Source organism: Chitinilyticum piscinae (assembly GCF_015223195.1).
Lineage (GTDB): Bacteria > Pseudomonadota > Gammaproteobacteria > Burkholderiales > Chitinibacteraceae > Chitinilyticum > Chitinilyticum piscinae.
On the sequence record NZ_JADFUA010000001.1, the window covers coordinates 530,034 to 552,192 of the forward strand.

Below are 22,159 nucleotides of genomic sequence, written 5' to 3' on the forward strand. Positions count from 1 at the left end.
AATCGTGAGTGGTGCCTAGCAAACGGAATACGTCATGGAAGCAGAACTCGCCGCTCTCGAGGACAAGGTTGTTCAGCTGGTGCGTCTGGCCAGCAGCCTGCGCAACGAAAACCGCAATCTGCGCCAGCAGGTGCTGTCCCTGCGCGAGGATAATGCGCGGCTGGCCGAAAAGGTCGAGGGCAGCAAGCACCGTGTTGCCGCCATTCTTGCCAAACTGCCGGAGCAAGGCGATGAGTGAACAGACGATCAAGCAGCTGGATGTGAGCATCATGGGCCGCGAATTCCGGGTAGCTTGTCCGGTAGAGGAAGAAGCCACCTTGCTGCAGGCTGTCCAATTGCTGGATCAGCGCATGCACGATATTCGTAATGCTGGAAAGGTAATCGGCATCGAGAAAATCGCGATCATGGCGGCACTGAATCTGACCCATGAATACCTGCATACCCGGGTCGGTGACGGTTTTGACATTGGCACGATTCAGCGTAGAATTGGTGACATGAATTCGACGATTGATGCAGTCCTAGCCGAACAGCAGCAGCTGTTCTGACTGCCGCGATCGCAGGGTTTGCTTTCCTGCGGTGTTTGAAAAGGCTCATATTCTTAGAACCGATTCACATACCCCGGTTGCCAGCCACTCAATGCCTGTTGTGAGCGTTCCCTAGCTGAACGCACCTGATGGCACAGGCCGGCGACCCCTTGAACCTCAGGGTTCAAGATGCGAGCCAGATCGGCACTTGCGGGAAAGCCCTCCTCATCTTCTCCCCGATCCCCCCATAGAGTGATGACCGCTGTCGCCGAGAAAGCCGAGCTGCGTCGTGAAGCGCGTCTGCGCAGGCAATCCTATGGTGCTGCCGAGCGGCATGCGGCCAGTCTCGCCATGCTGCGGCAGGCAAGACAGCTGCGTTTGTTCCGGCGGGGAGAGAAAATCGCCGCCTATGTCCCCCATGGCAGCGAGTTTCCGGTCTGGCCCCTTGTCCTGGCGGCATTACGTGCAGGATGCGAGCTGTACCTCCCGGTTGTGCCGCGCCGCGGCAGGCAACTGGCCTTCGTGCGGCTTGATCATGACACTTCCTGGCGTACCGGAGCATTCGGTATTGCCGAGCCGGTGCACTGGCAACACTGTGCGGTGAAACAGCTCGATCAGGTCTGGCTTCCGCTGCTGGCATTCGATGATCAGCTGTTCCGGCTTGGTCAGGGCGGTGGTTTCTACGATGCCACGCTGGCGTTCCGCCGCCAGCGTCGCTGGTGGCGGCGTCCCCTGCTCACCGGTATCGCGTTCTCGAAGCAGCAGTTGCCAAGGGTTCCTGCGGAGCGCTGGGATTTGCAGCTGGATCAGGTGCTTACCGAATCCGGGCTGATCCGAAAAATTAGTATTTGCTGATTATCCGCAAAATCAGCAGGCTATTACGCGGGCATACTTGCCCTAGCGTTAGGTAAAGGCCTGACTGACGCCGGCTGGTGCTTGCTGCACCATCACGGAAAATAGCACACTGAATTTCGAGGATATCGCCATGACCGCACTTTCTTCTCCGGTAGCCATCGTGAATGCAACCGGCCTGCATGCCCGTCCGGCAGCCAATCTGGTCAATGTGGCCAAGCAATACCAGTCCGATGTGAAGCTGGTATACAAGGGTACCGAAGCGAATGCGAAATCGGTGGTCGGCGTGATGGGTCTGGATGTCTCCAAGGGGGACCAGATTCAGGTCAAGGCCAGCGGCAGTGACGAAGATGCCGCGATGAAAGCGGTCGTCGCCTGCATTGCCAGCGGATGTGGCGAAAAATAAACCAGCAGCAAAATCGATATGCAAAGGGGTGACCATCTGGTCGCCCCTTTTTACTAGGACTGCCGAAATGTTGCGAAATCTTGCGTCCAGTTGGCGCCATAGCCTGATCCGCTGGCAGAACATGGTTGTCCGTTAACTATTACCATGACAAGGCAATAAAAAATTACTGCGTAGTAAGACCAGCCCCAACTACACTACTACACATACAAAAAACCAGATTCGCGCAGGGCATGCCACTGCGAGATCTTTTGATCAGATAGTCGATCCAGAAACGAATTCCAGAGCACGTTACGAGGTTAACCATGACCAGTTCATCTTCCCAGCTTCAGTTATTGGCCCCGATTTCCGGTGTGATGTTCCCCATCGAGCAAGTACCCGATCCGGTATTTGCCCAGAAAATGGTTGGTGACGGAATCTCCATCGATCCGACCAGCAATGTACTGTGCGCACCGCTGACCGGTAAGGTCACCCAGCTGCATTCTTCCAAGCACGCTGTCACCGTGACGGCTGCCAATGGTGTCGAAGTCCTGATGCACATCGGTCTGGATACCGTGATGATGAAGGGCAATGGGTTTACCGCCCTGGTGAAGGAAGGCGATATTGTCGATGCTGGCCAGCCCCTGATCGAATTCGAGATGGACAAGGTCGCCATGAAAGCGGTCAGCTTGCTGACCCAGATCGTCATTACCAATGGTGAACTGGTCAGCAGTTATCAGCCGGCGACTGGCCTGGTCATTGCCGGCAAGGATGTCGCCCTGACACTCACACTGGCTGAAGGGGTCGAGACTGTTGCAGCGGCCAGTATTGGTGGTGAAGCCTGGTCCGACCCGGTACGTATTCCGAACCCGACCGGTCTGCATGCCAGACCGGCGGCCGTGCTGTCCAATGCAGCAAAAACCTACAAATCCGATGTAAAACTGGTTCGCCAGGGCGAAGAAGCCAACGCCAAATCAGTGGTCGCCATCATGGGGCTGGAAGTAAAGAATGGCGATGAAATCCGGGTCCGTGCCCATGGCCCGGACGCCCAGGATGCCGTGAAGGCACTGGTTGATCTGCTGAATTCCGGTTGTGGGGAGGATGTTGGTGCCATTCCGGTACCGAAACACAAGCCCGCTCCGCTGGACACCATCAAGCCGGCCAAGGCCAAGCCGAAATCGGATAACCCGAACGTGCTGACCGGTGTGTCCGCTTCACCGGGTCTGGCTGTCGGCAATGTCTTCCAGATCAAACTGGAAGAAATCCAGGTCGCTGAACAGGGTGAAAACCAGCAGGTCGAGCGCCGTCGTCTGGATGAAGCACTCAAGGAAGCACACGTTGAACTTGAAGCCCTGAAAAGCGAAATTTCCGATGCTTCCAAGGCCGAGATCTTCGCTGCACACCAGGAATTGCTGCAGGATCCCGATTTGCTCGACATCGCGATTGCCGCAATCAGCAACGGCAAGAGTGCCGGATTTGCCTGGCGCGAAGCGTATACCAAACACGCCGAGCTGTTGTCCAAGCTGAAGAACGAAGTGTTGGCGGGTCGTGCCAATGACCTGCGCGATGTTGGCCGCCGTGTACTGCGCCTGATTACCGGTACCAAGGAAGCCGAACTCCAGGTGCCGAACAATGCCATCCTGATTGCCGAAGAACTCACACCGTCCGATACTGCCAGCATGGATCGCACCAAGGTGCTGGGCTTCTGCACGACCGGTGGCGGCGCCACCAGTCACGTTGCTATTTTGGCGCGCTCGCTGGGCATCCCGGCCATCTGCGGCATTGATGAGGATGTGCTGGCGCTGGCCAATGGCACCCCGGTGATTCTGGATGGCAGCAAGGGTACGCTGCGCAAGAACCCCAGCGATGCCGAAATTGCCGATATTGTTGAACGTCAGGCCAAGCTGGCCAGCAAGCGTGCACAGGAAATGGCGGCTGCTTTCGAAGATGCAGTGACCAAGGATGGCCATCAGGTGGAAGTTGTTGCCAATATCGGCGGTCTGGAAGACGCTCAGGAATCGGTCAAGCTCGGTGGCGAGGGGGTCGGTCTGCTGCGCAGCGAATTCCTCTACCTCGAGCGCACCGATGCGCCGACTGAAGACGAGCAGACCCAGATCTACGGCGATATTGCCCGTGCACTGGGTAACGACCGCACGCTGGTGGTGCGCACACTGGATGTCGGTGGTGACAAGCCGCTGCCCTATCTGCCGATGCCGGTTGAAGAAAACCCCTTCCTCGGGGTTCGCGGTGTGCGTCTGTGTCTGGAAGAACCGGAAATCCTGCATACCCAGGTTCGCGCCATCCTGCGTGCTGCCGGTGATGTGAAGCTGGCAATCATGTTCCCGATGATCACCAGTCTGGAAGAAGTCCGCGAAGTGAAGCGCATCGTCGCCGAAGAAAAGGCGGCTTTGGGTATCAGCAATGATGTGCAGGTCGGCATCATGGTCGAAGTGCCGGCTACGGCCGTTATGGCCGAGCAGTTTGCCCGCGAAGTCGACTTCTTCTCGATTGGTACCAATGATCTGACCCAGTACACGCTGGCCATGGATCGCGGCCATCCGAAACTGGCCAAGCAGGCCGATGCCATGCATCCCGGGGTGCTGAATCTGATCAACATGACCGTCAAGGGTGCGCATGCCCATGGCAAGTGGGTTGGTGTGTGCGGTGGCATTGCCTCCGATCCGATGGCTGTACCGCTGTTGCTGGGTATCGGTGTCGACGAGCTGTCGGTGTCCGTACCGACCATTCCGGCCATCAAGGCGCTGGTGCGCACCCTGTCGAAGGCCGAGTGTGAAAAGCTGGCTGCCGAAGTACTGCAACTGGGTACTGCAGCCGAAGTCCGCGAGCGACTGTCGCGGCTGATCGACTAAAGCCAGGGGCCGGCTCAGGCTGGCCCATGCTGATGCAAGTGCCCATGGCGTCAGCCACGGGCTGTACATCACCTGCCGTTGCAGGTGGCAAGGGAGTAGTCATAAATGTTTTCCTCATTATTCAAGAAACTCGGTGGTGGTGATGACACCGCTGCTGCCAGTTCTGCCCCGGTGGCGGCGCCTGCTGCAGTGCGCAGCGAGTTGCCGCTGGTCAAGGCCTTGGGCGGCAAGAGCAATATCCGCAGTGCCACCCACATTGCCTATACGCGTGTGCGTATCGAGCTGATTAACCCGGCTTTGCTGGATGTGATTGCGCTGCGCCAGACCGGTGTGAGCGGCTTCTGCACCATCGCACCGGGGGTGTATCACCTGATCATCGGTGTCGATGCCGGGTTACTGGCCAAGGAACTCGAATAAGCCAGACTGCCAAAAAACCCGTTGCTAGCAACGGGTTTTTTTCTGGTGAAGTCGATTCCCCTGTAGTGATTGATGAGCTTGGCTTGGGGAAATGCTTTAGGGGAAATGCCTTGGGGTGATTTCCGAATCGTTTTTTTTATTCAGAAGTGCAGAATGGGTTACACATAAATTCATAAATGGCCGTATGCAGCTGCAGTAATGGCATCGCACGGCATTCAGGAGTCGATAACCATGTTCAAACAGGCATTTGCAGTTCTGCAGAAGATCGGCAAGGCACTGATGCTGCCAGTGGCCGTATTGCCGGTAGCCGGGCTATTGCTCGGTATTGGTGCTTCCAATTTTTCCTTTATCCCGGCCGTGGTCTCGCAGATCATGGCCCAGGGCGGCGGGGCGATTTTCGGCCACCTGCCGCTGATTTTCGCCATCGGCGTGGCGCTGGGTCTGACTGAAAACGACGGCGTTGCGGGGATTGCCGCAACTGTCGGCTTTGTGGTGATGGTTGCCACCATGGGCGTGATGGCGGGGGCGCTGGGCGTCGAGCCTGCCACCGTCATGGGCATGAAGTCGATGGAAACTGGCGTGTTCGGCGGGATCATCATCGGTGCCGTGGCCGCGACGCTGTTCAACAAGTACTACCGCATCGAGCTGCCGCCGTATCTGGGCTTCTTTGCCGGCAAGCGCTTCGTGCCGATCGTGACCGGTATTGCGGCGATCTTTGTCGGCATCATCCTGTCCTTCATCTGGCCGCCGGTGCAAAACGTGATCAACAGTTTCTCGCACTGGGCGGCTGTTTCCGATCCGCGCACTGCCGCAACGGTTTATGGCTTTGTCGAGCGGATGCTGATTCCGTTTGGTCTGCACCACATCTGGAACGTACCGTTCTTCTTTGAAATGGGCAGCTTTACCGATGCTGCCGGCAAGGTCGTGCATGGCGACATTAACCGCTTCTTTGCTGGCGACGCGACTGCGGGCATTCTCTCGGGGGCCTTCCTGTTCAAGATGTTCGGTTTGCCGGCCGCTGCGATTGCTATCTGGCATTCGGCCAAGCCGGAAAACCGTGTGAAGGTCGGCGGCATGATGGTCTCGGCCGCGCTGACTTCCTTCCTGACCGGGATTACCGAGCCAATCGAATTTGCCTTCCTGTTTGTGGCCCCGGTGCTCTATGTCATCCACGCCGTGCTGGCAGCATCGACCCAGTTCATCGCCAACACGCTCGACATGCACATGGGCTTCACTTTCTCGCAAGGTGGCATCGACTTCCTGCTGTTCAATGCCTTCGGCGTGCATGCCAAGAACTGGATGTACGTACTTATTTTGGGTCCGATCTACGCTGCGATCTACTATTTCACCTTCCGTTTTGCGATTGCCAAGCTCAACCTGAAAACCCCGGGTCGTGAAGACGACGAGGTTGCTGCCAGCGGTACCGCCGTTGCCGGCAATGACAAGATGGGCAAGGCGCGCGAGCTGGTGATTGCATTCGGTGGCGCGGCCAACATCAAGAGCCTGGATGCCTGCATCACCCGTCTGCGCATCAGTGTGGCCGACATCAGCAAGGTAGATCAGCCGCGCCTGAAGGCTCTGGGCGCCGCCGGGGTCATGGTGGTTGGCAATAACGCGCAGGCGATTTTCGGGACACTTTCGGAAAACCTGAAAACCGATATGCAGGAATACCTGAAATCCGGTGGTGCAGGTACTGCCGCCGCACCGGTCAGCGCTACCGGCTTCGACAAGCTGGCGCTGCAGGCGGCACTGGGCGGCAAGGCCAATATCGTCAATGCCGAAACCGTTGCAGCAACCCGCGTTCGCGTCGAGCTGGCCGATGGTGGTGGTCTGGATGAGGCCGGGCTGCAGCAGCAGGGTGTTTCCGCTGTCGTGGCACAGGGCAATAATGTGTTCCACCTGCTGGTTGGTGCACAGGCCGAACGACTCACCCAGGCTTTGCATTAATACATTGCCATGTATATGCCATAATTCAGCACGATAATTGGTCTGCGGACTGATACCCATTCAGCAACGCCACTGCCCAGCAGTGGCGTTGCTTTTTCCAGCCCGGTTCCTGCCTGATCTGGCAAAAATACCAATGGCAAGTCGTAAAAGATCACAGGCTGTTGCGTGATGAGCAGCGATAATTCACGTCAATTCAACAACTTGACCCGACTGCCAGTCTGACTGCCATGCATGCAGCTGGATGGCTGCAGGTCGCAAGGCATGCTGATCCGATCCATTCTGACCCTGTTGCTGCTGGCCACCCTGATCGTGCTGATGACGGTGGCGAGTGCAGCCTACTCGCCCTCTCTCGCCATTAGCCTGCCCACGGCTAGCCAGATGGTTGCCCGCAGCGTGGCATCTGCTCCCTCTCCCGCGCCTGCCAGTGCGGTGGCCCAGCCCGAGGCCGACCCGCCGATCAGCAAGGCGGATCGCGATCTGCTGGTGCTCAATGTATTCAACGAGGCGCGTGGCGATACGCCAGAGGGCATGCGGGCCATTCTGGCCGTGACCATGGCGCGTACCGAATCACAGTGCTTTCCGGATACTATCCGCGAGGTGATCTACCAGCCCAGGCAGTTTTCGTGGACTCACCAGCGCGGCACTGCCCGCACGCTGGCAGCGGCCAAGGCCCGCGAACCCCTGGCACTGGCCAAAGTCTGTGCGGTTGTCGATGAGTTCATCGGCGATGGGGCACCGGCGGGTGATGAATTGCTGTATCACGCGCATAGCGTACGGCCGGTCTGGGCCGGCTCCAGCCAGCTCAAGCGCAGCCGGGTTCTGCGCCACCACGTGTTCTACCAGCACAAGAACTGCTGAGATCTGCCGGGTAACACCGTCGGCTTGCCCTTTTGCTTGCCGGCTGGCTTGGCTATAACCAAGGGGCATGATTGCGACGGAGCCCCCGATGTCCCCCGAACTGCAGCGCCTGATCCTGATCGCCCGGCGGCATCCGCGCCTGGCACTGCGCTGCTATCAGCGGTTGCAGCAGCAGGCCAGTGCGGCCGGCAATACCGCCTGCGCGCTGGATGTGCTGTACCAGCGTTACTTCACGCTGGAGCGGCTGGGCGAAGCCGGACAACTGCAGGAAGAACTCGAGCACGGCCTGCAACTGGCCCGGCAGCAATGCCTGGCCGTGCAGGCCGGCAAACTGCTCGAAGCGCTCGGGCGTGTCCACTTCACCCACAGCGAATATCGCGAGGCGATCGATTGCTGGACGCAATGCATCGACAACAGTCTGCTCAGCGGTGATCTGGCCAGTGGAGTCGAGGCACGCATTGGCCTGAGCCAGATCAGCAACGAGTTGGGCGACCCGGGGCAGGGGGCGCGGTATTTCATGGATGCTGCCGGCCTGATCGATCAACTCGATGATCACTATCTGGCAGCCAAGCTGGCGCTGAACCGCGGGGTCAATTACTTTCATTTCAACCGCATCGATGATGCCGAGCAGCAGTTCCGCCTTGGGCTGCAGCACGCTCAAGAGGGTGGCATCGGCGAATACGTTGCCGAGGCTTACTGGCATATCGGGCATGTGCTGTATGACCGGTGCGATTATGCCGCAGCCAGGCAGCATACCGAGCTGGCGTTGCAACTGGCACAAAAGCATGGCTATCTGTGGCTGCGCAGCGTGGCGTATGACACCTTGGCCAGTGTGTTGCAGGCACAGGGCGATGTGCCGGCAGCGATGGTGCTGTGCGAGCAGGCGCTGGAATTCGCCGAACTGACCGGTTCGCTGTATCAGCAGGCACGTCATCTGGGCACGCTTTCGGCCTTGGCCGAACAGCAACAGGATATTCCCCGAGCACTGGCCTGGGCGCGCCGTCAGCATGCGGTCGAGGCGGAAATGAACCGCCTGAGCGCACCGGAGCGCATGCAGGCCTTGCGGGATTACGATCTGCTGCAGAAACCGGTGGATGAGCAGCTGCTCGACCTGTCTGCCGATCCGCTGATCAACCATGGCACCCAGTCGGCCCTGCAGCTGCTGGCCGAACGGGCCGCTGGCATTTTGCGCATCGACTGGCTGGGGGTCTGGGTCTTCGAGAGGCCGGCACGGCAATGCCGCTGTGTTGCACAAAGCCCGCAGGGGCAATTGGCGCAGATCGTGCTGGGAGCATCACAGCAGCCGCAGCTGTGCCGGCATCTGCTGGCTACCGCAAGCCCGGTGGTTGCCCCCGATGCACGTCTGCATCCGGCGGCTGGCGATCTGCTGGCACTGTTCCCCGGGCTGACGGTGCAGTCGGCGCTGGAAATGCCCCTGCGTGTGCTCAATGCCACGGTCGGTGTCGTTTCCTTCGTGCAGACTGGATCCCCGCGCAAATGGAGCCGCGAAGATCAGCAGCGGGCAGCCCATGTCTGCCACCTGTTCGAACGTGTCTTCGTCAATCAGGAGCGCGAACGCCTGCAGGAAGAAATGCAGCTCAGTGAAAAAATGGCGTCCCTTGGCCGGCTGGTGGCGGGCGTTGCGCATGAAATCAACACCCCGGTCGGGATCAGCATCACGGCAATCAGCCATCTGCAGGGCGAGTTGAAGAGCCTTGGCCTGCAGCTTGCGGAAGGCCGGCTGGCCAAATCGGCACTGCAGGCCTTCATGCACACGGCCAATGACAGCGTTGGTCTTACCTTGCGCAATCTGGAGCGAGCCGCCGGGCTGATTACCAGCTTCAAGGAAGTCGCGGTTGATCAGGGCAGCGATGTCTTTCGGGCCATCAGCCTGCGGCATTATCTGGAAGAAATCTTTTCCAACCTCGGGCCGGTACTGCGCCGCAGCGGGCATGCCTGGGAGCTGGCATTTCCGGATGGCGACATCGAGTGCCAGACCTACCCCGGCGCCCTGGCGCAGATCATCACCAACCTGGTCAATAACAGCCTGCTGCATGGTTTCGAACAGCAGCAGCATGGGCGGATGACCGTGACCGTACGGCGGAGCGAGGGGCTGGATGTGCTGCTGGAATACCGCGATGACGGTGCCGGCATGGCGCCCGACATTCTGCGGCGGATGTTCGATCCTTTCTTTACCACCAAGCTGGGCCAGGGTGGTAGCGGGCTGGGGATGAACATTGTCTACAACCTGGTGACGGGGCGGCTGAAGGGCCGCATCAGCGCCGAAAGCCAGCCTGGCCAGGGTGTGCGTTTCCTGATCGGCTTGCCACAGCTTGAGCCCACTGCCGAGTGAGGACGCCCTGTCTGCTTGCCGGCAATTGATACAATGCCGGGTATGTAAATCAGCGTGCTGATTTTATTCAGTTACGGGCTTATACCCAAGATCATAATGAACAAAGCCCCGGCGATTAGCCGGGGCTTCTGAATTGGTGCAAGGCATTTCGGACTCAGCCCTGCTCAAGTCATCCGCGAGGGATGCGCGCACTATAAGGTCCAAGTGTTACAGGAACATGGCGGACATCCGCCATGGAAAGCGGGTGTTCTCTGACTATACTGGACAGAAATTCCATCGGGATGACCCACCATGTTCCGGCGTTACTGCATTGCGCTGCTGCTCACTCTGCTGACCGCCTGCTCACCGCCGCAAGAGCCGCTGCGCATCGGGCTGAATGCCTGGCCGGGCTATGAATTCCTGCATCTGGCCGAACAGCTTGGCTATTTCCGCGACGAGGGCGTCGCTGTCAGAATTGTCACGTTCAGTTCTTTGGCGGATAGCCTGCGTGCCTTTGAACGCGGTCAGCTCGACATGATGGGCTCGACGCTGATCGAGCCCTTGCTGGCACGTGATACGCCCGGCGTGCAGCCGGTATTCATTTACGTGGTGGATTACTCCAACGGTGGCGACATGCTGCTGGCCCGGCAGGATATTCCCGATATCGGCGGGCTGCGCGGCAAGACACTGGCGCTGGAGGGCCGTACGGTCGATGTGCTGACTGCCCACTATGCGCTGGCCAGCGCCGGCTTGCGTTTTGCCGATGTGCAGGTGCACAACTACCCGCAGGCCAATGGCGTGCAGGCCTTTCTCGATGGCAAGGTCGATGCCATCCAGACCTATCCGCCCTTTGCCTATCAGTTGCTCAATAGTGGCCGGGCACACCGGCTGTTCGATACCCGCCAGGTGCCGGGGAAGGTCATCGATGTGCTGGTGGCCAGCCATGCTGCCGTCGACGGGCGCAGCGCCGAACTGGCGGCGGTACTGCGCGCATTCAACCGGGCGCGCGAGTATTGGCGCCAGCATCCCGAGCAGGCCGATGCCATCATGGCAGAGCGTGAAGGTCTCAGTGTGGCCGATTTCCGCGCCGCAATGGCTGGCATCAAGCTGCTGGGGCTGAATGATCAGGAGATCTATCTGGAGCAGGGCGGCCTGCAGCAGGCATTGAACGAGACGCATCAGGTGCTGCAGCAGCTGGGGCAGGTGAAAAGCCCCCCCTGCATGACGGGGTGCATCAGCGCCGTGCCATTGCAAGGAGCGCGCCGATGAAGGCCTGGCGCGACAGCCTGCACTGGCGCCTGCTCGCGCCCACCTTGCTGCTGGCGGGGCTGTTGGGGCTGATCGTGGTGATCTTTGCCTGGTGGCATTCGACGCAACAGATGGAACGCAGCCTCGAGGAGCGTGCCCGCTTGCTGGCGAACGCCGTGCTGTTTGCCGCAGAGAGCAGCAGCCAGCAGGCCGATCTGCAACGTTTCGTCACGGCCATCGGCGCCGGCAATGATATCGAAAGCATTGTGCTGGCCGGTAGCGAGCCGCTAAAGGTGATTGCCGGAACCCAGCAGGAGTGGCTGAACCGGCCGCTGGACAAGCTGGATAATCCTGATCTGCGGGCAGACATGCAGCGCACGGTACAGGCCAGCCAATCACACTATGGCTATAGCGAACATGAAAGTGTGTATGAATACCTGTCACCAGTGGCTCTGACCGTTGATGATCCGGCCAGTGGCCTGCCGGTGATCCAGCGTGGCGCGCTGGTCATCCACCTGAGCGCGTCTTCCCTGCAGCAGCAGATTCTGCTCAATACACTCAAACTGTCGCTGATGCTGAGTCTGCTGGGCAGTCTGCTGCTTTTGGGCATTTATCTGTTGCTGCGCCGGCTGGTGCTGCAGCCGGCAGGCCGGATTGTGTCAGTGATCGAACGTCAGCAGCGCGGTGATCAGACCGCGCAGTGCGCCTTGCCGTTGCGGGACGAAATGGGGCGCATCGGGCTGGCGCTGGATACCCTGATGGCGTATCGCCTGTTGCGTGAGGAGGCCTTGGCACAGGCGCGTGACGAAGCCACGGCGGCCAATACGGCCAAGAGCGCGTTTCTGGCCAATATGAGCCATGAAATCCGTACCCCGATGAATGCCGTACTGGGTTACGCCAATCTGCTGCAGGATAGCGCGCTGGATGACAGCCAGCGCGAGTATGTCGATGCCATCAATGTGGCCGGCGAATCGCTGCTGGGGCTGATCAACGACATTCTCGACTATTCCAAGATCGAGGCCGGCAAGCTCGAACTGGAGCAGATCGTTTTCGATGCGCGGCTGCCCTTCGAGGATGCCGTGGAGCTACTGGCCGGCAAGGCCGCGGAAAAACAGCTGGAGCTGGCCGCCCTGATCGAGCCGGGTTTGCCACCCAGGCTGATCGGCGATCCCGGCCGGCTGCGCCAGATTGTGCTCAATCTGCTGAGCAACGCGGTCAAGTTCACAAGCGCCGGACAAGTGGTATTGCGGGTGAAGTCCCGGCAGAGCGATCCGGCGCAGGTGCAGTTGCAGTTCAGCATCAGCGATACCGGTATCGGCATGGATGAGGCAACGCTGGCCGGCTTGTTTGCACCTTTTACCCAAGCGGATAGCTCCACCACACGCCGCTTTGGCGGTACCGGGCTGGGGTTGTCGATCTGCAAGCGTCTGTGCGAGGCCATGGGCGGGCAGATCGGCGTCAGCAGCGAGCCCGGCAAGGGGACGACCTTTACCGTCGATCTGATTCTGCCGGTCGATCAGGAATCGGCGGTGCCGGAGCCGGCGGCTGTGGCCGTCACGTTGCGCGATGTCGAGGTGCTGGTTGTCGATGATCATCCGCTCAATGTCGAATTGCTGCGGCTGTATCTGGAAAGCTGGGGCATGCGCGTCACGGCAGTCGCCTCAGCCGCGGCCGCGCTGCAGCTCTGGCAGGAGCGGGCCACGCCGTTTCCGCTGCTGCTGCTGGACGAGCATCTGCCTGACATGGACGGACTGGCTCTGGCACAGCAGCTGCGCGAGGCGGCACCGGCCAGCCGCATGGTGCTGCTGACGTCGTTTGCCATGCGTGGTCAGGCGCAGCAATGTCGCGCGGCCGGTTTCAGCGCGTATCTGGCCAAACCCTATCGGGCCCGCCAGCTGCACGAACTGCTGCATGCGGTACTGGGCGAGCCGCAGCACCCGGTCCAGCTGATTACCCGCCATTCGGTGCGCGAGCAGCAGCAGCAACAGAAGCCGCATCTGCTGGTGGCCGAGGATAATCCGGTCAACCAGCGGGTCATCACGCTGCTGCTGGAAAAGCTGGGCTACCGCATCGACGTGGTCGACGATGGGGCCAAGGCCGTGGCCGCAGTGCAGATGGGCAGCTATCCGCTGGTGCTGATGGATTGCCAGATGCCGGAGATGGATGGGCTGACCGCAACGCGGACCTTGCGCGATCTGGGATCGGAAGTGGTGATCGTTGCCCTGACGGCCAATGCGTTTGACAGTGACCGCGAGGCCTGTCTGGCGGCGGGGATGAATGACTTCCTGGCCAAGCCGGTGAAAGCCGACGAGCTGGCAGGCATTCTGGGCAAATGGCTGAATACCGGCACGACGCTTTGATACCGGGACGATTAGTCCTGGATCCTGAGCTGTTCAACCCTTAGCTTGAGCAGAGGCCAGTATGGCGCGGTATAGCCGCGCAGCCAGGGGCGTCGCAGGCGGATGAGGATACGAAACCAAGGCGACTGGCGGCGTGCAGCGCAATGCTGGCAGCGCGCACAGAGCCAGTCGCGGTCAAATCCGGCCCATTCGCCCGCGATGCAGGCAAGATTGGCCGAGACAGCGGGGGCGACTTCGAAATCATGAATGGCCAGGATTTCAGGCCAGCTGTACGGCGAGGCGGCGAGAACCCGGGCGATGTGTGCCAGCCGAAAATCAGCCAGCTCGGTATCCAGCCAGAATTCGGCCAGAGCTTCCCAGACTGGCAACCTGGTTTGCAGATCTTCGCTGGATAAGGTCAAGGTGCACGCCTCTGCCTCACTGTTCTTCCGGCAGCTCCGGCAGCGCTTTCAGCAGTTCGGTATAACGCGCCAGATCAAACCCGCGATCCTCTTCCAGCATTGCATCCATTTCATTGACCAGCACCACGGCGATCAGCTCGATGGCATCGTCGCGTTCCAGCATACCCAGCAGCAGGCGGTTGAGTGTCTGGCGCACGATGGGCGGGTTGCTTGCCGCGATCTGGTTTTCCACCACGGCAAGGATTTCTTCGGGGGCGACTTCGTAGGCTTTCATAAGGGTATGTCTCTGTATGCTTTTATTTGAATGGCTTACATTGAAATAGATAGTCAGGTATTGGCCTGGTCCAGCCGCATCACCTTGTCTTTCAGCCGCCACAGCAGCAGCAAGCCGGGCAGGCCGACCAGCATGGAAATCTCGAAGAAATGCACCCAGCCCACTTGCTCGACCAGATAGCCGGAGCTGGGGCCGACGTAGATTCGTCCGACTGCCGCCAGCGCCGAGAGCATGGCGTAATGCGTGGCGCTGGCCTCGCCGCGCTTGCACAGCGCCATCAGGAAGGCGACCAGCGCCGCCGTGCCCATGCCGCCGGCGAAGTTGTCGATGCTCATCGCACCGGCCAGCAGAATATCGAAGCCACCATCCCAGGCGGTGATGGTCTTGCCATTCATGAAAACGCGCAACGTTTCCGGTGACAGCGGCAGATGCAGGCTGCCCAGCGCCCCCTTGCCAAATACCGCCAGCGCCCAGAAGCCGAGGTTGGAAATGACCTGCAGGATGCCGAAGAGCAAGAGTGACTTGTACAGTCGCAAGCGCAGCATCAGCACGCCACCGACAATGCCGCCCAGGATGGTCGCGATCATGCCGACCACTTTGTTCACCACGCCGATCTCGGCCATGCTGAACCCGATGCCTTTTTGCAGGAAGGTCACCGACAGCACCCCGGCAAACGCGTCGCACAGTTTGTAGAGAATGATGAGCAGCAGAAAGGCCCAGGCATTTTCCATGCGGAAATACTGCTGCATCGGGGCGAGCAGCAGCTCGAAACGTGCCAGCCGCGCGGCTTTCAGCGCGCAGGGGATGGCCAGTGCCAGCTCGCACATCACAAAGAGCAGCCCGACCCAGTTGTTCTTGCTGTCGGGGCTAAAGTCGCTCCAGCCAGCCAGATACCCCAGCAGCAGCAATGCCTGTTGCGCCAGCAGATAGCCCAGCCAGGCACCGGCCAGCATCGCGATAAAGCCGGCGAGCTGGCGCCATTCGCCAAACACACGTGCGGCGACCAGCCAGGTGCAAGCCACTGCGGCAAGCAGCGCCAGCGGAATCGCCCAGGCCTGGCCGAGCAGCGGCAGCAGCAGCCACAGGGTCAGCCCGACCGAACCGGCGATCAGCAGCAAGGCCAGCGCAAAGCGCAGGAATTCGCCGCTGCTGTGGCGCTCGTGAAAGGGCAGCTTCGGTGCGATCAGCTGGGTGAGTACGGCCACGCCGGCCATCAGGCCTCCCAGCAGTGCACAGGTCTGACCCCAGCCGATGATTTCGGCCAGTAGAAACGCCAGTCCGCCCGAAGTGAGCATCGCGATGCGGTAGCCCAGCACTCCGAGTGCCGCGGCAACACCCCGTTCGGCATCTTCGGTCACGTCGACCCGGTAGGCATCGACGACGACATCCTGCGACGCGGAGAAAAACGCCACACCAACCGCACAGAGCGCGAACAGGGCGATATTGCCGGCCGGGGAAACGCCGGCCATGAAGAACAGCAGCAGCGCCAGTGCACTCTGGGTAATCAGCAGCCAGCCCTTGCGCCGTCCCAGAAGTGGCGGCTCGAAACGGTCCATCAATGGGGCCCAGAGGAATTTGTAGGTGTAGGGCAGCCCGACCAGAGCCAGCAAGCCGATGGTCTTGATATCGATGTTGTCGGCAGTCAGCCACGATTGCATTGCCTGGCCAGTGAGAGCCAGCGGCAGGCCGGAAGCAAAGCCCAGCAGCAGGATGGCGGCCATGCGGCGGCTGGTGAACACGGACAGGTAGGTCTTGAAGCGGTCGGAAAAGCTCACTGCGGCAGTCCGGTAAGGGGAGGGGGCTGGCCGCGCCGAGGCGGCCGGGTAGTCAGATCGGGTAGTCGTAATCGGCAATCAACGGTGCGTGATCGGAGAATTTCACGTCCTTGTAGATGCTGGCGCTGACCGCGGTACTGGCCAGTGCCGGTGTGGCAATCTGGTAATCAATGCGCCAGCCCACGTCCTTGGCATACGCCTGCCCGCGATTGCTCCACCAGGTGTAGCCGGGGGCCTGCGGATAGAGCGAGCGCCAGACATCACGGAAACCCAGTTCGCCGAAGACGCGGCCGATCCAGGCGCGTTCTTCCGGCAGGAAGCCGGAATTTTTCAGATTGCCCTTCCAGTTTTTCAGGTCGATTTCGTTGTGGGCGATGTTCCAGTCGCCCATCAGCAGAATGTCACGGCCGGATTGTTCCAGCTGGGCCAGGTGTGGCGCGAAGACGTCGAGAAAGCGGAACTTGGCCTGCTGGCGCTCCTCCGAGCTGGAGCCGGAAGGGAGGTAGACCGAGATCACGCTCAGCTTGCCAAAGTGCAGTTCGATATACCGGCCTTCCAGATCGAATTCCTCGACACCCAGACCGATGATTACCTCGTCGGGCTGGCGGCGGCAGTACAGGCCGACGCCGCTGTAGCCTTTCTTTTCGGCATAGTGGAAGTAGCCGGTGTAGCCGTGCGGCGTGCGCATCAGTTCGCTCAGGTCCGCTTCCTGCGCTTTCAGTTCCTGCAGTGCGATTACATCGGCGTTCGTCGTCGCCAGCCAGTCGAAAAAGCCCTTGTTGGCGGCTGAACGGATACCGTTCAGGTTGGCGCTGATTGCCCGCACGCTAAAACCCCTTCCAGATAAATGCTATCCTGTAGCGCTTGAACCCGTTTTTGCTACAGGATTGTTTGCGATGTCCGATTTCCGCCGCGACTTTATCGAATTTGCCGTCGAGCAGAATGTGCTGTGTTTTGGCGAGTTTATCACCAAAGCCGGCCGCCCCTCGCCGTACTTCTTCAACGCGGGGCTGTTCAGCGATGGTGCCTCGGTGGGCGAACTGGCCCGCTTCTACGCGCAGGCGGCGCTGGCCTCACACGTACAGTTCGATGTGCTGTTCGGACCGGCCTACAAGGGCATCGTGCTGGCCGCGGCGACAGCTGTAAAGCTGGCCGAAGCGGGTACCAATGTTCCCTTTGTGTACAACCGCAAGGAAGCCAAGGATCACGGTGAAGGTGGTGTCCTAGTCGGTGCTCCGCTGAAGGGCCGTGTGCTGATCATCGACGATGTGATTTCTGCCGGCACCAGTGTGCGCGAATCGGTGAACCTGATCCGCAACGCCGGTGCCGAGCCGGCTGGCGTGCTGATCGCACTGGATCGCATGGAGCGCGGGCAGGGCGACTTGTCGGCGGTACAGGAAGTCGAGCAGCAATTTGGCATTCCGGTCATTCCGATTGCTACACTGAATGACTTGCTGGCTTATCTTGCAGCCAAAGACGGCATGGCTGAAAATCTGGCGAAAGTGGCGGCCTACCGCGCGCAATACGGTATCCGCTAGCCCTTGAATCGATTGGAGTGGCGCTGAATGTCCAGGCTTCTGCTTTCCCTGCTGTTGTGTTTCGTGGCCGGATCGGCCTTTGCCAAGATGTACCGCTGGGTCGACGAGAAAGGCCAGGTGCAGTACAGCGACAAGCCGCCCAGTGGTGTGCAGAAAGTCTCGGAAGTCGACCGGAACGGGCGGGTGCGCACCGGGCCGGACGGACAGATCATGACCGATGACGAGCGAGCCAAGGTTGATGCCGAGAAGCGCAAGCAGCTGGAGCTGGAGCGTCGCGACAAGGCGCTCCTGCAAACTTACAATAGCCTGGAAGAATTCGATGCCCGCCGCGATCTGCAGCTGGATGCGGTGAAGGCCGGGATCACCAGTAATGAAATGCGCCGCAAGACCGTCGCCGAGCGACTGCAGAAGCAGCAGGCGCAGGCCGATGGCTACCAGAAGCGCAAACGTGCCGTGCCGGATGATCTGAACAGCGAAATCGAGCTGACTCGCAAGGAAATCGCCGATATCGACCGCAATATCGCCAAGCAGAAGGAAGAAATGGATTTGGTGCAGCAGCGCACCGAAGCTGACAAGAAGCGCTGGAGCGAACTCAAGGCCAAGCAGAACCAGCCCCGCTGATGCGGACTTGATGCACCTTAAAGTGACTGTCACGGCTGGCGTGGCATGATCACCACATCAGGGAAAGACCCCTGTTGCCCAATCTGGACGCTCACGGCAGATTGGCTGTTTCGCAAATCTGTGCAGGGTAGGGAAAGGGATGAACAAGCAAGTCAGGGCGGTGCTGGGTATTGATATCGGTGGTACGGGCATCAAGGGTGCGCCGGTCAACATCGAAACCGGCGAGCTGCTGGCCGAACGCCATCGCATCGAAACGCCGCAGCCTGCCACACCCGAGGCGGTTGGCAAGGTGGTGAGCGAGCTGGTCGAGCATTTCGCATGGACCGGGCCGGTGGGCTGTACTTTCCCGGCCATTGTGCATAACGGCCAGACGCTGTCGGCCGCTAATGTCGACAAAAGCTGGATCAACGCCCAAGCCGAGCAGATCCTGGGCAAGGCCTGTGGCCTGCCGCTCAAGCTGGTCAATGATGCCGATGCCGCCGGCCTGGCCGAGGTAACTTTCGGTGCAGCGCATGGCAAGAAAGGCAAGATTCTGGTGCTGACGCTGGGTACCGGCATTGGCAGTGCACTGATTGTCGATGGCAAGCTCATCACCAATACCGAATTCGGCCACCTGATTTTCCCCAAGGATGGCATCGCCGAGCACTACTGCTCGGCCAGGGTCAAGGAAGAAGGCGGTTTGAAATGGAAGGAATTCAATCCGCGCCTGAATGCCTATCTGCTGCATCTGCAGCTGCTGTTCTCTCCCGATCTCTTCATCATCGGTGGCGGGATCAGCAAAAAGGCCGACAAATTCATCCCTGAAATGCAGGGTTTGCGCTGTGCGGTGGTGCCTGCCGAATTGAAGAATGAAGCAGGTATTGTGGGCGCTGCACTCGAGGCTGCTGCCTGCTTTGCGGCGTAAGCCAGCCCCCAGTCAAGGCATTCGTCAGGCCCGGCATTGCCGGGCCTGCGTTTTCTAGGTGGTTTTAAAGACGCTGACTGACTCGGAGAGATGTTCGGCGGCGTTCTGCATTGCCAGTGCATGTTGCGACATGGTTTCGCACAGCTGCAGATTTTTCTGTCCAGTACTATCCAGACTGCGCATGGCCGCGCTGATCTCGCCGACGCTGTTGCGCTGTTGCTCGGAAGATTGGGCAATCTCGGCCAGTGAGCTGGCCAGTTCGCCGATCTGGTGGTCAACCCGCTTGCTCTGTCCTGCTGCTGTTCCGACCAGTTGATCGCCTGCATGAATCTGGCTGACCGAGCCCTGCACCAGTTCCCGGATTTCGTGTGATGCGGACGCGCTTTTCTGGGCCAGCGAGCGAACCTCTGCGGCAACTACGGCAAAGCCCCGCCCGGCCTCACCGGCTCTGGCTGCTTCCACGGCAGCGTTGAGCGCCAGAATATTGGTCTGGAATGCAATGCCATCGATCAGACTGGTAATTTCGCTGATTTTCCCGGCACTTTGCGTGAGCGCTTTCATCGCTTGCTGTACTTCGCTCATTGCCTGCAGCCCAGCCACGGCCTCCTGGCGGGCTGCGTTGGCGCTGCCAGCTGCCAGCCTGGCCTGCTTGCTGTTCATGGCGACCATCTCGTTCAGGTTATTGCTGGTGGCGGCGGTTTCCTCGGTGGCGGCCGCCTGCTGGCTGGCCAGTGATTGTAGTCCTTGGGCGCCTTGCTTGAGCGCGGCGGATGTCGCCGCAACGGACTCGGCTGCCTCGCGGATGCTGCCGATAATGTGTTGCAACTGGCCGGCAGTGGTATTGGTGCTGCCAGCCAGTTCGGCAAAGGTGCCTTGATAGTGCCCGCGCATCCGGACAGTCAGATCACCCTCGGCAAGCAGTGCCAGTGCCTTGGTGAAGTCATCCAGGCTGAGCTGTACTGCATCGAGCAGCTGATTGACCTGTCCTGACATCTCGGCAAAGAACCCGCTTTTGTTATCCAGTGCTATCCGGTGTTGGAAATCGCCCCGCGCTGCAGCCGAGATGGCGCGACTGATTTCGCTGGCGGTCTGGGTGGCTTCGGTGTGATCGGTGAATTCCGCGACATGGCCGATCAGCTTGCCCTGCTCATCCTGAACCGGGGTCAGCACGATGCTGTAGAGCAAAGCGCCCAGCTGGGCTTCGCCACGTTGTAGCGTCTGGCCGGGATGGATGGTCGCGTTACTGCTGGCGAGCAGTCCGGTCAGGCGCTGCTGATTGCGCTGCAATTCTGCGGTAAAGCGCGAGGTTCCTGCGTGATTGCTGTAAATGACGATCCCGTCATCATTGGTGATCAGGATGGGGGTCGTCACCTGGTCAAGTGCTTCCTTGATGCGCCGGGTGAAGCTGGCCATTTCGGCCGCTTCGGCCATCCGCTCGCGGACTTTCTCGACCTCGCTGGAAATCAGTGCTTTCAGGCCCTGCATCGAATCAATCTGCAGCTCGAATTCGCCCTGGGTATACATGCTGGTCAGTGCGGCCATTTTCATCTCGATGGCTGTGTGTGAGCGCACCAGATCATTCACCTGATCGGCCATTTCCCGGTAGCCACCCACAAAACAGTCCAGCGGCATGGTGGCATGGATGTTGCCGTTTTCATGCTCTTTGGCCATGGAGAGCTGCTCGCGCATGAAGCGCTGCAGCATTTCGGACATCTGCTGCAGATCGGGCTGCACGGCAGCCAGTTCATCCATGCCATTCAACTGTTGGCTAAGACGGAATTGCCCCGCACTGATTTCACCAAGGCTGCTGCGCAGCACCGCCAGATTGCGGCGAGTACCGAAATAGAAGCCAGCCAGCAGCCAGGCGGCGAGCAGTACGGCTGCCATACTGATGGCCAGCACCAAGCCCAGTCGTTCCCAGCGCTGCTGGATACGTTTGGCCAGCAAGTCATCAAGGGTGCTCAGTCCCGGCGAAATCAGTTCGGCTGCACTTCGCATGGCAGCTTCTCTGGCGCTATTGAGTGCCGGGTCAGCCGGATTGGCTGCTGCACCCTGCTCCAGCGGTGTGCTGATCTGCTGTCGATAGTGTTCAAGCAGGGTTTTACTGGCGGACTGGAGCTGCGCGAGTTCCTTGCCAAGCGCGGCTACGCTGGCGTGTTCGGCACTGGCCTTGTCGAGCGCAAGCTGCATGCCAGCCAGTTGGGCAGTCAATCCATCGGGCAGACTCAAGCGCTCGGTCAGGCTGGCCTCCTTCCTGTTGCTGGCAGCCAGGAGAGCCAGCACGGCTGGCAAGCGCCCTACGATCATGTCCCCGGTGTAATAGCTGGCAATTTCCGGATCAAGAATGAGGTTGGAATGATCGTTTGCCACGCTGATCAGATTTTGCAGCGCGGCAAATTGCCCCTCGGGAGTACGCGCCTGCTGAACGGCCGCCATGACCTCTGTCGTGCCAAGCTCGTGATGAAGTTCGCCGGCTTTCTCCAGTGCATCGCTACTGGCCAGCCGTCCCTGAGCAGACTCGGCCAGAACGTCCATTGCCAGCCGGATTAGGCTCACACCAGCGCGTTCACGCTCGGCAAACTGGATATCGCTCATCGCCGCCTGCCAGACAAAGCTCAAACAGAGCAATAACGGCACCAGAAAAACGCCACTGACCAGCAGGAATTTTCGCGGATAGCTCAAGCGGTCTAAGAGACGGGTAGCTGGGTTAAACAGGGACATGCAATGTCTCCGGGGCGTGTATCAATCTCTTAAAAATAGACGAAATAGGTGAGTAAACCAGTCAACTAATCCCTGTTGCCATTCGGTGCTGTTCGGGGGTGTGAGGGCAAGTGGGCATTGAGCGACCAAAAAGGA

General features: G+C 59.8%; 19 protein-coding genes and 1 other RNA gene. 15 read left to right on the forward strand and 5 right to left on the reverse strand.

Annotated features, from left to right (window positions below; all coding sequences use genetic code 11):
* Positions 1-34: 34 nt before the first annotated feature.
* From INR99_RS02430 to INR99_RS02485, 12 genes are all read left to right on the forward strand, one after another.
* Positions 35-238, forward strand: a complete 204-nt coding sequence (locus INR99_RS02430) for a hypothetical protein (protein ID WP_194114693.1) — start codon at positions 35-37, stop codon at positions 236-238.
* Entirely contained in the window at positions 231-545 is a 315-nt protein-coding gene (locus INR99_RS02435) for a cell division protein ZapA (protein WP_194114694.1), read from the forward strand. The genes INR99_RS02430 and INR99_RS02435 overlap by 8 nt, the downstream gene beginning before the upstream one ends.
* Positions 546-565: 20 nt before the next feature.
* Positions 566-745: non-coding RNA, 6S RNA (gene ssrS / locus INR99_RS02440), on the forward strand.
* A 34-nt stretch (positions 746-779) separates the two neighbouring features.
* Positions 780-1,379, forward strand: a complete 600-nt coding sequence (locus tag INR99_RS02445) for a 5-formyltetrahydrofolate cyclo-ligase (RefSeq protein ID WP_194114695.1) — start codon at positions 780-782, stop codon at positions 1,377-1,379.
* A 130-nt stretch (positions 1,380-1,509) separates the two neighbouring features.
* The gene (locus INR99_RS02450; RefSeq protein WP_194114696.1) at positions 1,510-1,782 is read left to right on the forward strand and encodes an HPr family phosphocarrier protein; all 273 of its coding nucleotides are present in this window, start codon (positions 1,510-1,512) and stop codon (positions 1,780-1,782) included.
* Between the two features lie 302 nt (positions 1,783-2,084).
* Positions 2,085-4,628: a phosphoenolpyruvate--protein phosphotransferase gene (ptsP, locus tag INR99_RS02455; RefSeq protein WP_194114697.1), complete on the forward strand. Its 2,544-nt coding sequence runs from the start codon at positions 2,085-2,087 to the stop codon at positions 4,626-4,628.
* 105 nt (positions 4,629-4,733) lie between these two features.
* Positions 4,734-5,045, forward strand: a complete 312-nt coding sequence (locus INR99_RS02460; RefSeq protein ID WP_194114698.1) for a PTS sugar transporter subunit IIB — start codon at positions 4,734-4,736, stop codon at positions 5,043-5,045.
* Positions 5,046-5,276: 231 nt separating this feature from the next.
* Positions 5,277-6,992 carry a PTS glucose transporter subunit IIBC gene (ptsG, locus tag INR99_RS02465; RefSeq protein WP_194114699.1) on the forward strand — a complete coding sequence of 572 codons (1,716 nt, stop codon included), beginning with the start codon at positions 5,277-5,279 and terminating at the stop codon, positions 6,990-6,992.
* Positions 6,993-7,253: 261 nt separating this feature from the next.
* Positions 7,254-7,850: a cell wall hydrolase gene (locus INR99_RS02470; RefSeq protein ID WP_194114700.1), complete on the forward strand. Its 597-nt coding sequence runs from the start codon at positions 7,254-7,256 to the stop codon at positions 7,848-7,850.
* An 88-nt stretch (positions 7,851-7,938) separates the two neighbouring features.
* Positions 7,939-10,203 (forward strand): ATP-binding protein, encoded by a 2,265-nt coding sequence (locus INR99_RS02475; RefSeq protein WP_194114701.1) that lies wholly within the window; start codon positions 7,939-7,941, stop codon positions 10,201-10,203.
* A 291-nt stretch (positions 10,204-10,494) separates the two neighbouring features.
* Complete coding sequence (locus INR99_RS02480; RefSeq protein WP_194114702.1) at positions 10,495-11,451, forward strand: ABC transporter substrate-binding protein; 957 nt, start codon at positions 10,495-10,497, stop codon at positions 11,449-11,451.
* Positions 11,448-13,790, forward strand: coding sequence for a hybrid sensor histidine kinase/response regulator (locus tag INR99_RS02485; protein ID WP_194114703.1), 2,343 nt, complete (start codon positions 11,448-11,450; stop codon positions 13,788-13,790). Before INR99_RS02480 ends, INR99_RS02485 begins: the two co-directional genes overlap by 4 nt.
* 11 nt (positions 13,791-13,801) lie before the next feature.
* Here INR99_RS02485 and INR99_RS02490 read toward each other — a convergent pair whose 3' ends face one another.
* Genes INR99_RS02490 through INR99_RS02505 form a run of 4 tightly spaced genes read right to left on the reverse strand, consistent with a single transcriptional unit; the run spans position 13,802 to position 17,066 of the window.
* The gene (locus INR99_RS02490) at positions 13,802-14,191 is read right to left on the reverse strand and encodes a DUF7079 family protein (protein WP_194114704.1); all 390 of its coding nucleotides are present in this window, start codon (positions 14,189-14,191) and stop codon (positions 13,802-13,804) included.
* 16 nt (positions 14,192-14,207) lie between these two features.
* The gene (locus INR99_RS02495; protein WP_194114705.1) at positions 14,208-14,465 is read right to left on the reverse strand and encodes a hypothetical protein; all 258 of its coding nucleotides are present in this window, start codon (positions 14,463-14,465) and stop codon (positions 14,208-14,210) included.
* Positions 14,466-14,518: 53 nt separating this feature from the next.
* The gene (locus INR99_RS02500) at positions 14,519-16,240 is read right to left on the reverse strand and encodes an AmpG family muropeptide MFS transporter (RefSeq protein ID WP_308431428.1); all 1,722 of its coding nucleotides are present in this window, start codon (positions 16,238-16,240) and stop codon (positions 14,519-14,521) included.
* Between the two features lie 52 nt (positions 16,241-16,292).
* Positions 16,293-17,066 (reverse strand): exodeoxyribonuclease III, encoded by a 774-nt coding sequence (locus INR99_RS02505; RefSeq protein WP_194114706.1) that lies wholly within the window; start codon positions 17,064-17,066, stop codon positions 16,293-16,295.
* Between the two features lie 70 nt (positions 17,067-17,136).
* Here INR99_RS02505 and pyrE point away from each other — a divergent pair, with 70 nt between their 5' ends.
* From pyrE to ppgK, 3 genes are all read left to right on the forward strand, one after another.
* Positions 17,137-17,778 (forward strand): orotate phosphoribosyltransferase, encoded by a 642-nt coding sequence (gene pyrE / locus INR99_RS02510; protein WP_194114707.1) that lies wholly within the window; start codon positions 17,137-17,139, stop codon positions 17,776-17,778.
* A gap of 27 nt (positions 17,779-17,805) precedes the next feature.
* Positions 17,806-18,399, forward strand: a complete 594-nt coding sequence (locus tag INR99_RS02515) for a DUF4124 domain-containing protein (protein WP_194114708.1) — start codon at positions 17,806-17,808, stop codon at positions 18,397-18,399.
* Between the two features lie 139 nt (positions 18,400-18,538).
* The gene (ppgK, locus tag INR99_RS02520) at positions 18,539-19,303 is read left to right on the forward strand and encodes a polyphosphate--glucose phosphotransferase (protein ID WP_194114709.1); all 765 of its coding nucleotides are present in this window, start codon (positions 18,539-18,541) and stop codon (positions 19,301-19,303) included.
* A 54-nt stretch (positions 19,304-19,357) separates the two neighbouring features.
* On the opposite strand, the gene INR99_RS02525 is transcribed toward ppgK, so the two are convergent.
* Entirely contained in the window at positions 19,358-22,024 is a 2,667-nt protein-coding gene (locus INR99_RS02525; RefSeq protein WP_194114710.1) for a methyl-accepting chemotaxis protein, read from the reverse strand.
* Between the last annotated feature and the right edge of the window lie 135 nt (positions 22,025-22,159).

Excerpts from the sequence above, each read along its gene's own strand:
- ppgK (WP_194114709.1), top strand. The coding sequence starts at position 18,539 with ATGAACAAGCAAGTCAGGGCGGTGCTGGGTATTGATATCGGTGGTACG.
- ptsP (WP_194114697.1), top strand. The coding sequence starts at position 2,085 with ATGACCAGTTCATCTTCCCAGCTTCAGTTATTGGCCCCGATTTCCGGT.
- pyrE (WP_194114707.1), top strand. The coding sequence starts at position 17,137 with ATGTCCGATTTCCGCCGCGACTTTATCGAATTTGCCGTCGAGCAGAAT.
- INR99_RS02480 (WP_194114702.1), top strand. The coding sequence starts at position 10,495 with ATGTTCCGGCGTTACTGCATTGCGCTGCTGCTCACTCTGCTGACCGCC.
- INR99_RS02470 (WP_194114700.1), top strand. The coding sequence starts at position 7,254 with ATGCTGATCCGATCCATTCTGACCCTGTTGCTGCTGGCCACCCTGATC.
- INR99_RS02435 (WP_194114694.1), top strand. The coding sequence starts at position 231 with ATGAGTGAACAGACGATCAAGCAGCTGGATGTGAGCATCATGGGCCGC.
- ptsG (WP_194114699.1), top strand. The coding sequence starts at position 5,277 with ATGTTCAAACAGGCATTTGCAGTTCTGCAGAAGATCGGCAAGGCACTG.
- INR99_RS02475 (WP_194114701.1), top strand. The coding sequence starts at position 7,939 with ATGTCCCCCGAACTGCAGCGCCTGATCCTGATCGCCCGGCGGCATCCG.
- INR99_RS02485 (WP_194114703.1), top strand. The coding sequence starts at position 11,448 with ATGAAGGCCTGGCGCGACAGCCTGCACTGGCGCCTGCTCGCGCCCACC.
- INR99_RS02445 (WP_194114695.1), top strand. The coding sequence starts at position 780 with ATGACCGCTGTCGCCGAGAAAGCCGAGCTGCGTCGTGAAGCGCGTCTG.
- INR99_RS02495 (WP_194114705.1), bottom strand. The coding sequence starts at position 14,465 with ATGAAAGCCTACGAAGTCGCCCCCGAAGAAATCCTTGCCGTGGTGGAA.
- INR99_RS02525 (WP_194114710.1), bottom strand. The coding sequence starts at position 22,024 with ATGTCCCTGTTTAACCCAGCTACCCGTCTCTTAGACCGCTTGAGCTAT.
- INR99_RS02430 (WP_194114693.1), top strand. The coding sequence starts at position 35 with ATGGAAGCAGAACTCGCCGCTCTCGAGGACAAGGTTGTTCAGCTGGTG.
- INR99_RS02515 (WP_194114708.1), top strand. The coding sequence starts at position 17,806 with ATGTCCAGGCTTCTGCTTTCCCTGCTGTTGTGTTTCGTGGCCGGATCG.
- INR99_RS02450 (WP_194114696.1), top strand. The coding sequence starts at position 1,510 with ATGACCGCACTTTCTTCTCCGGTAGCCATCGTGAATGCAACCGGCCTG.
- INR99_RS02460 (WP_194114698.1), top strand. The coding sequence starts at position 4,734 with ATGTTTTCCTCATTATTCAAGAAACTCGGTGGTGGTGATGACACCGCT.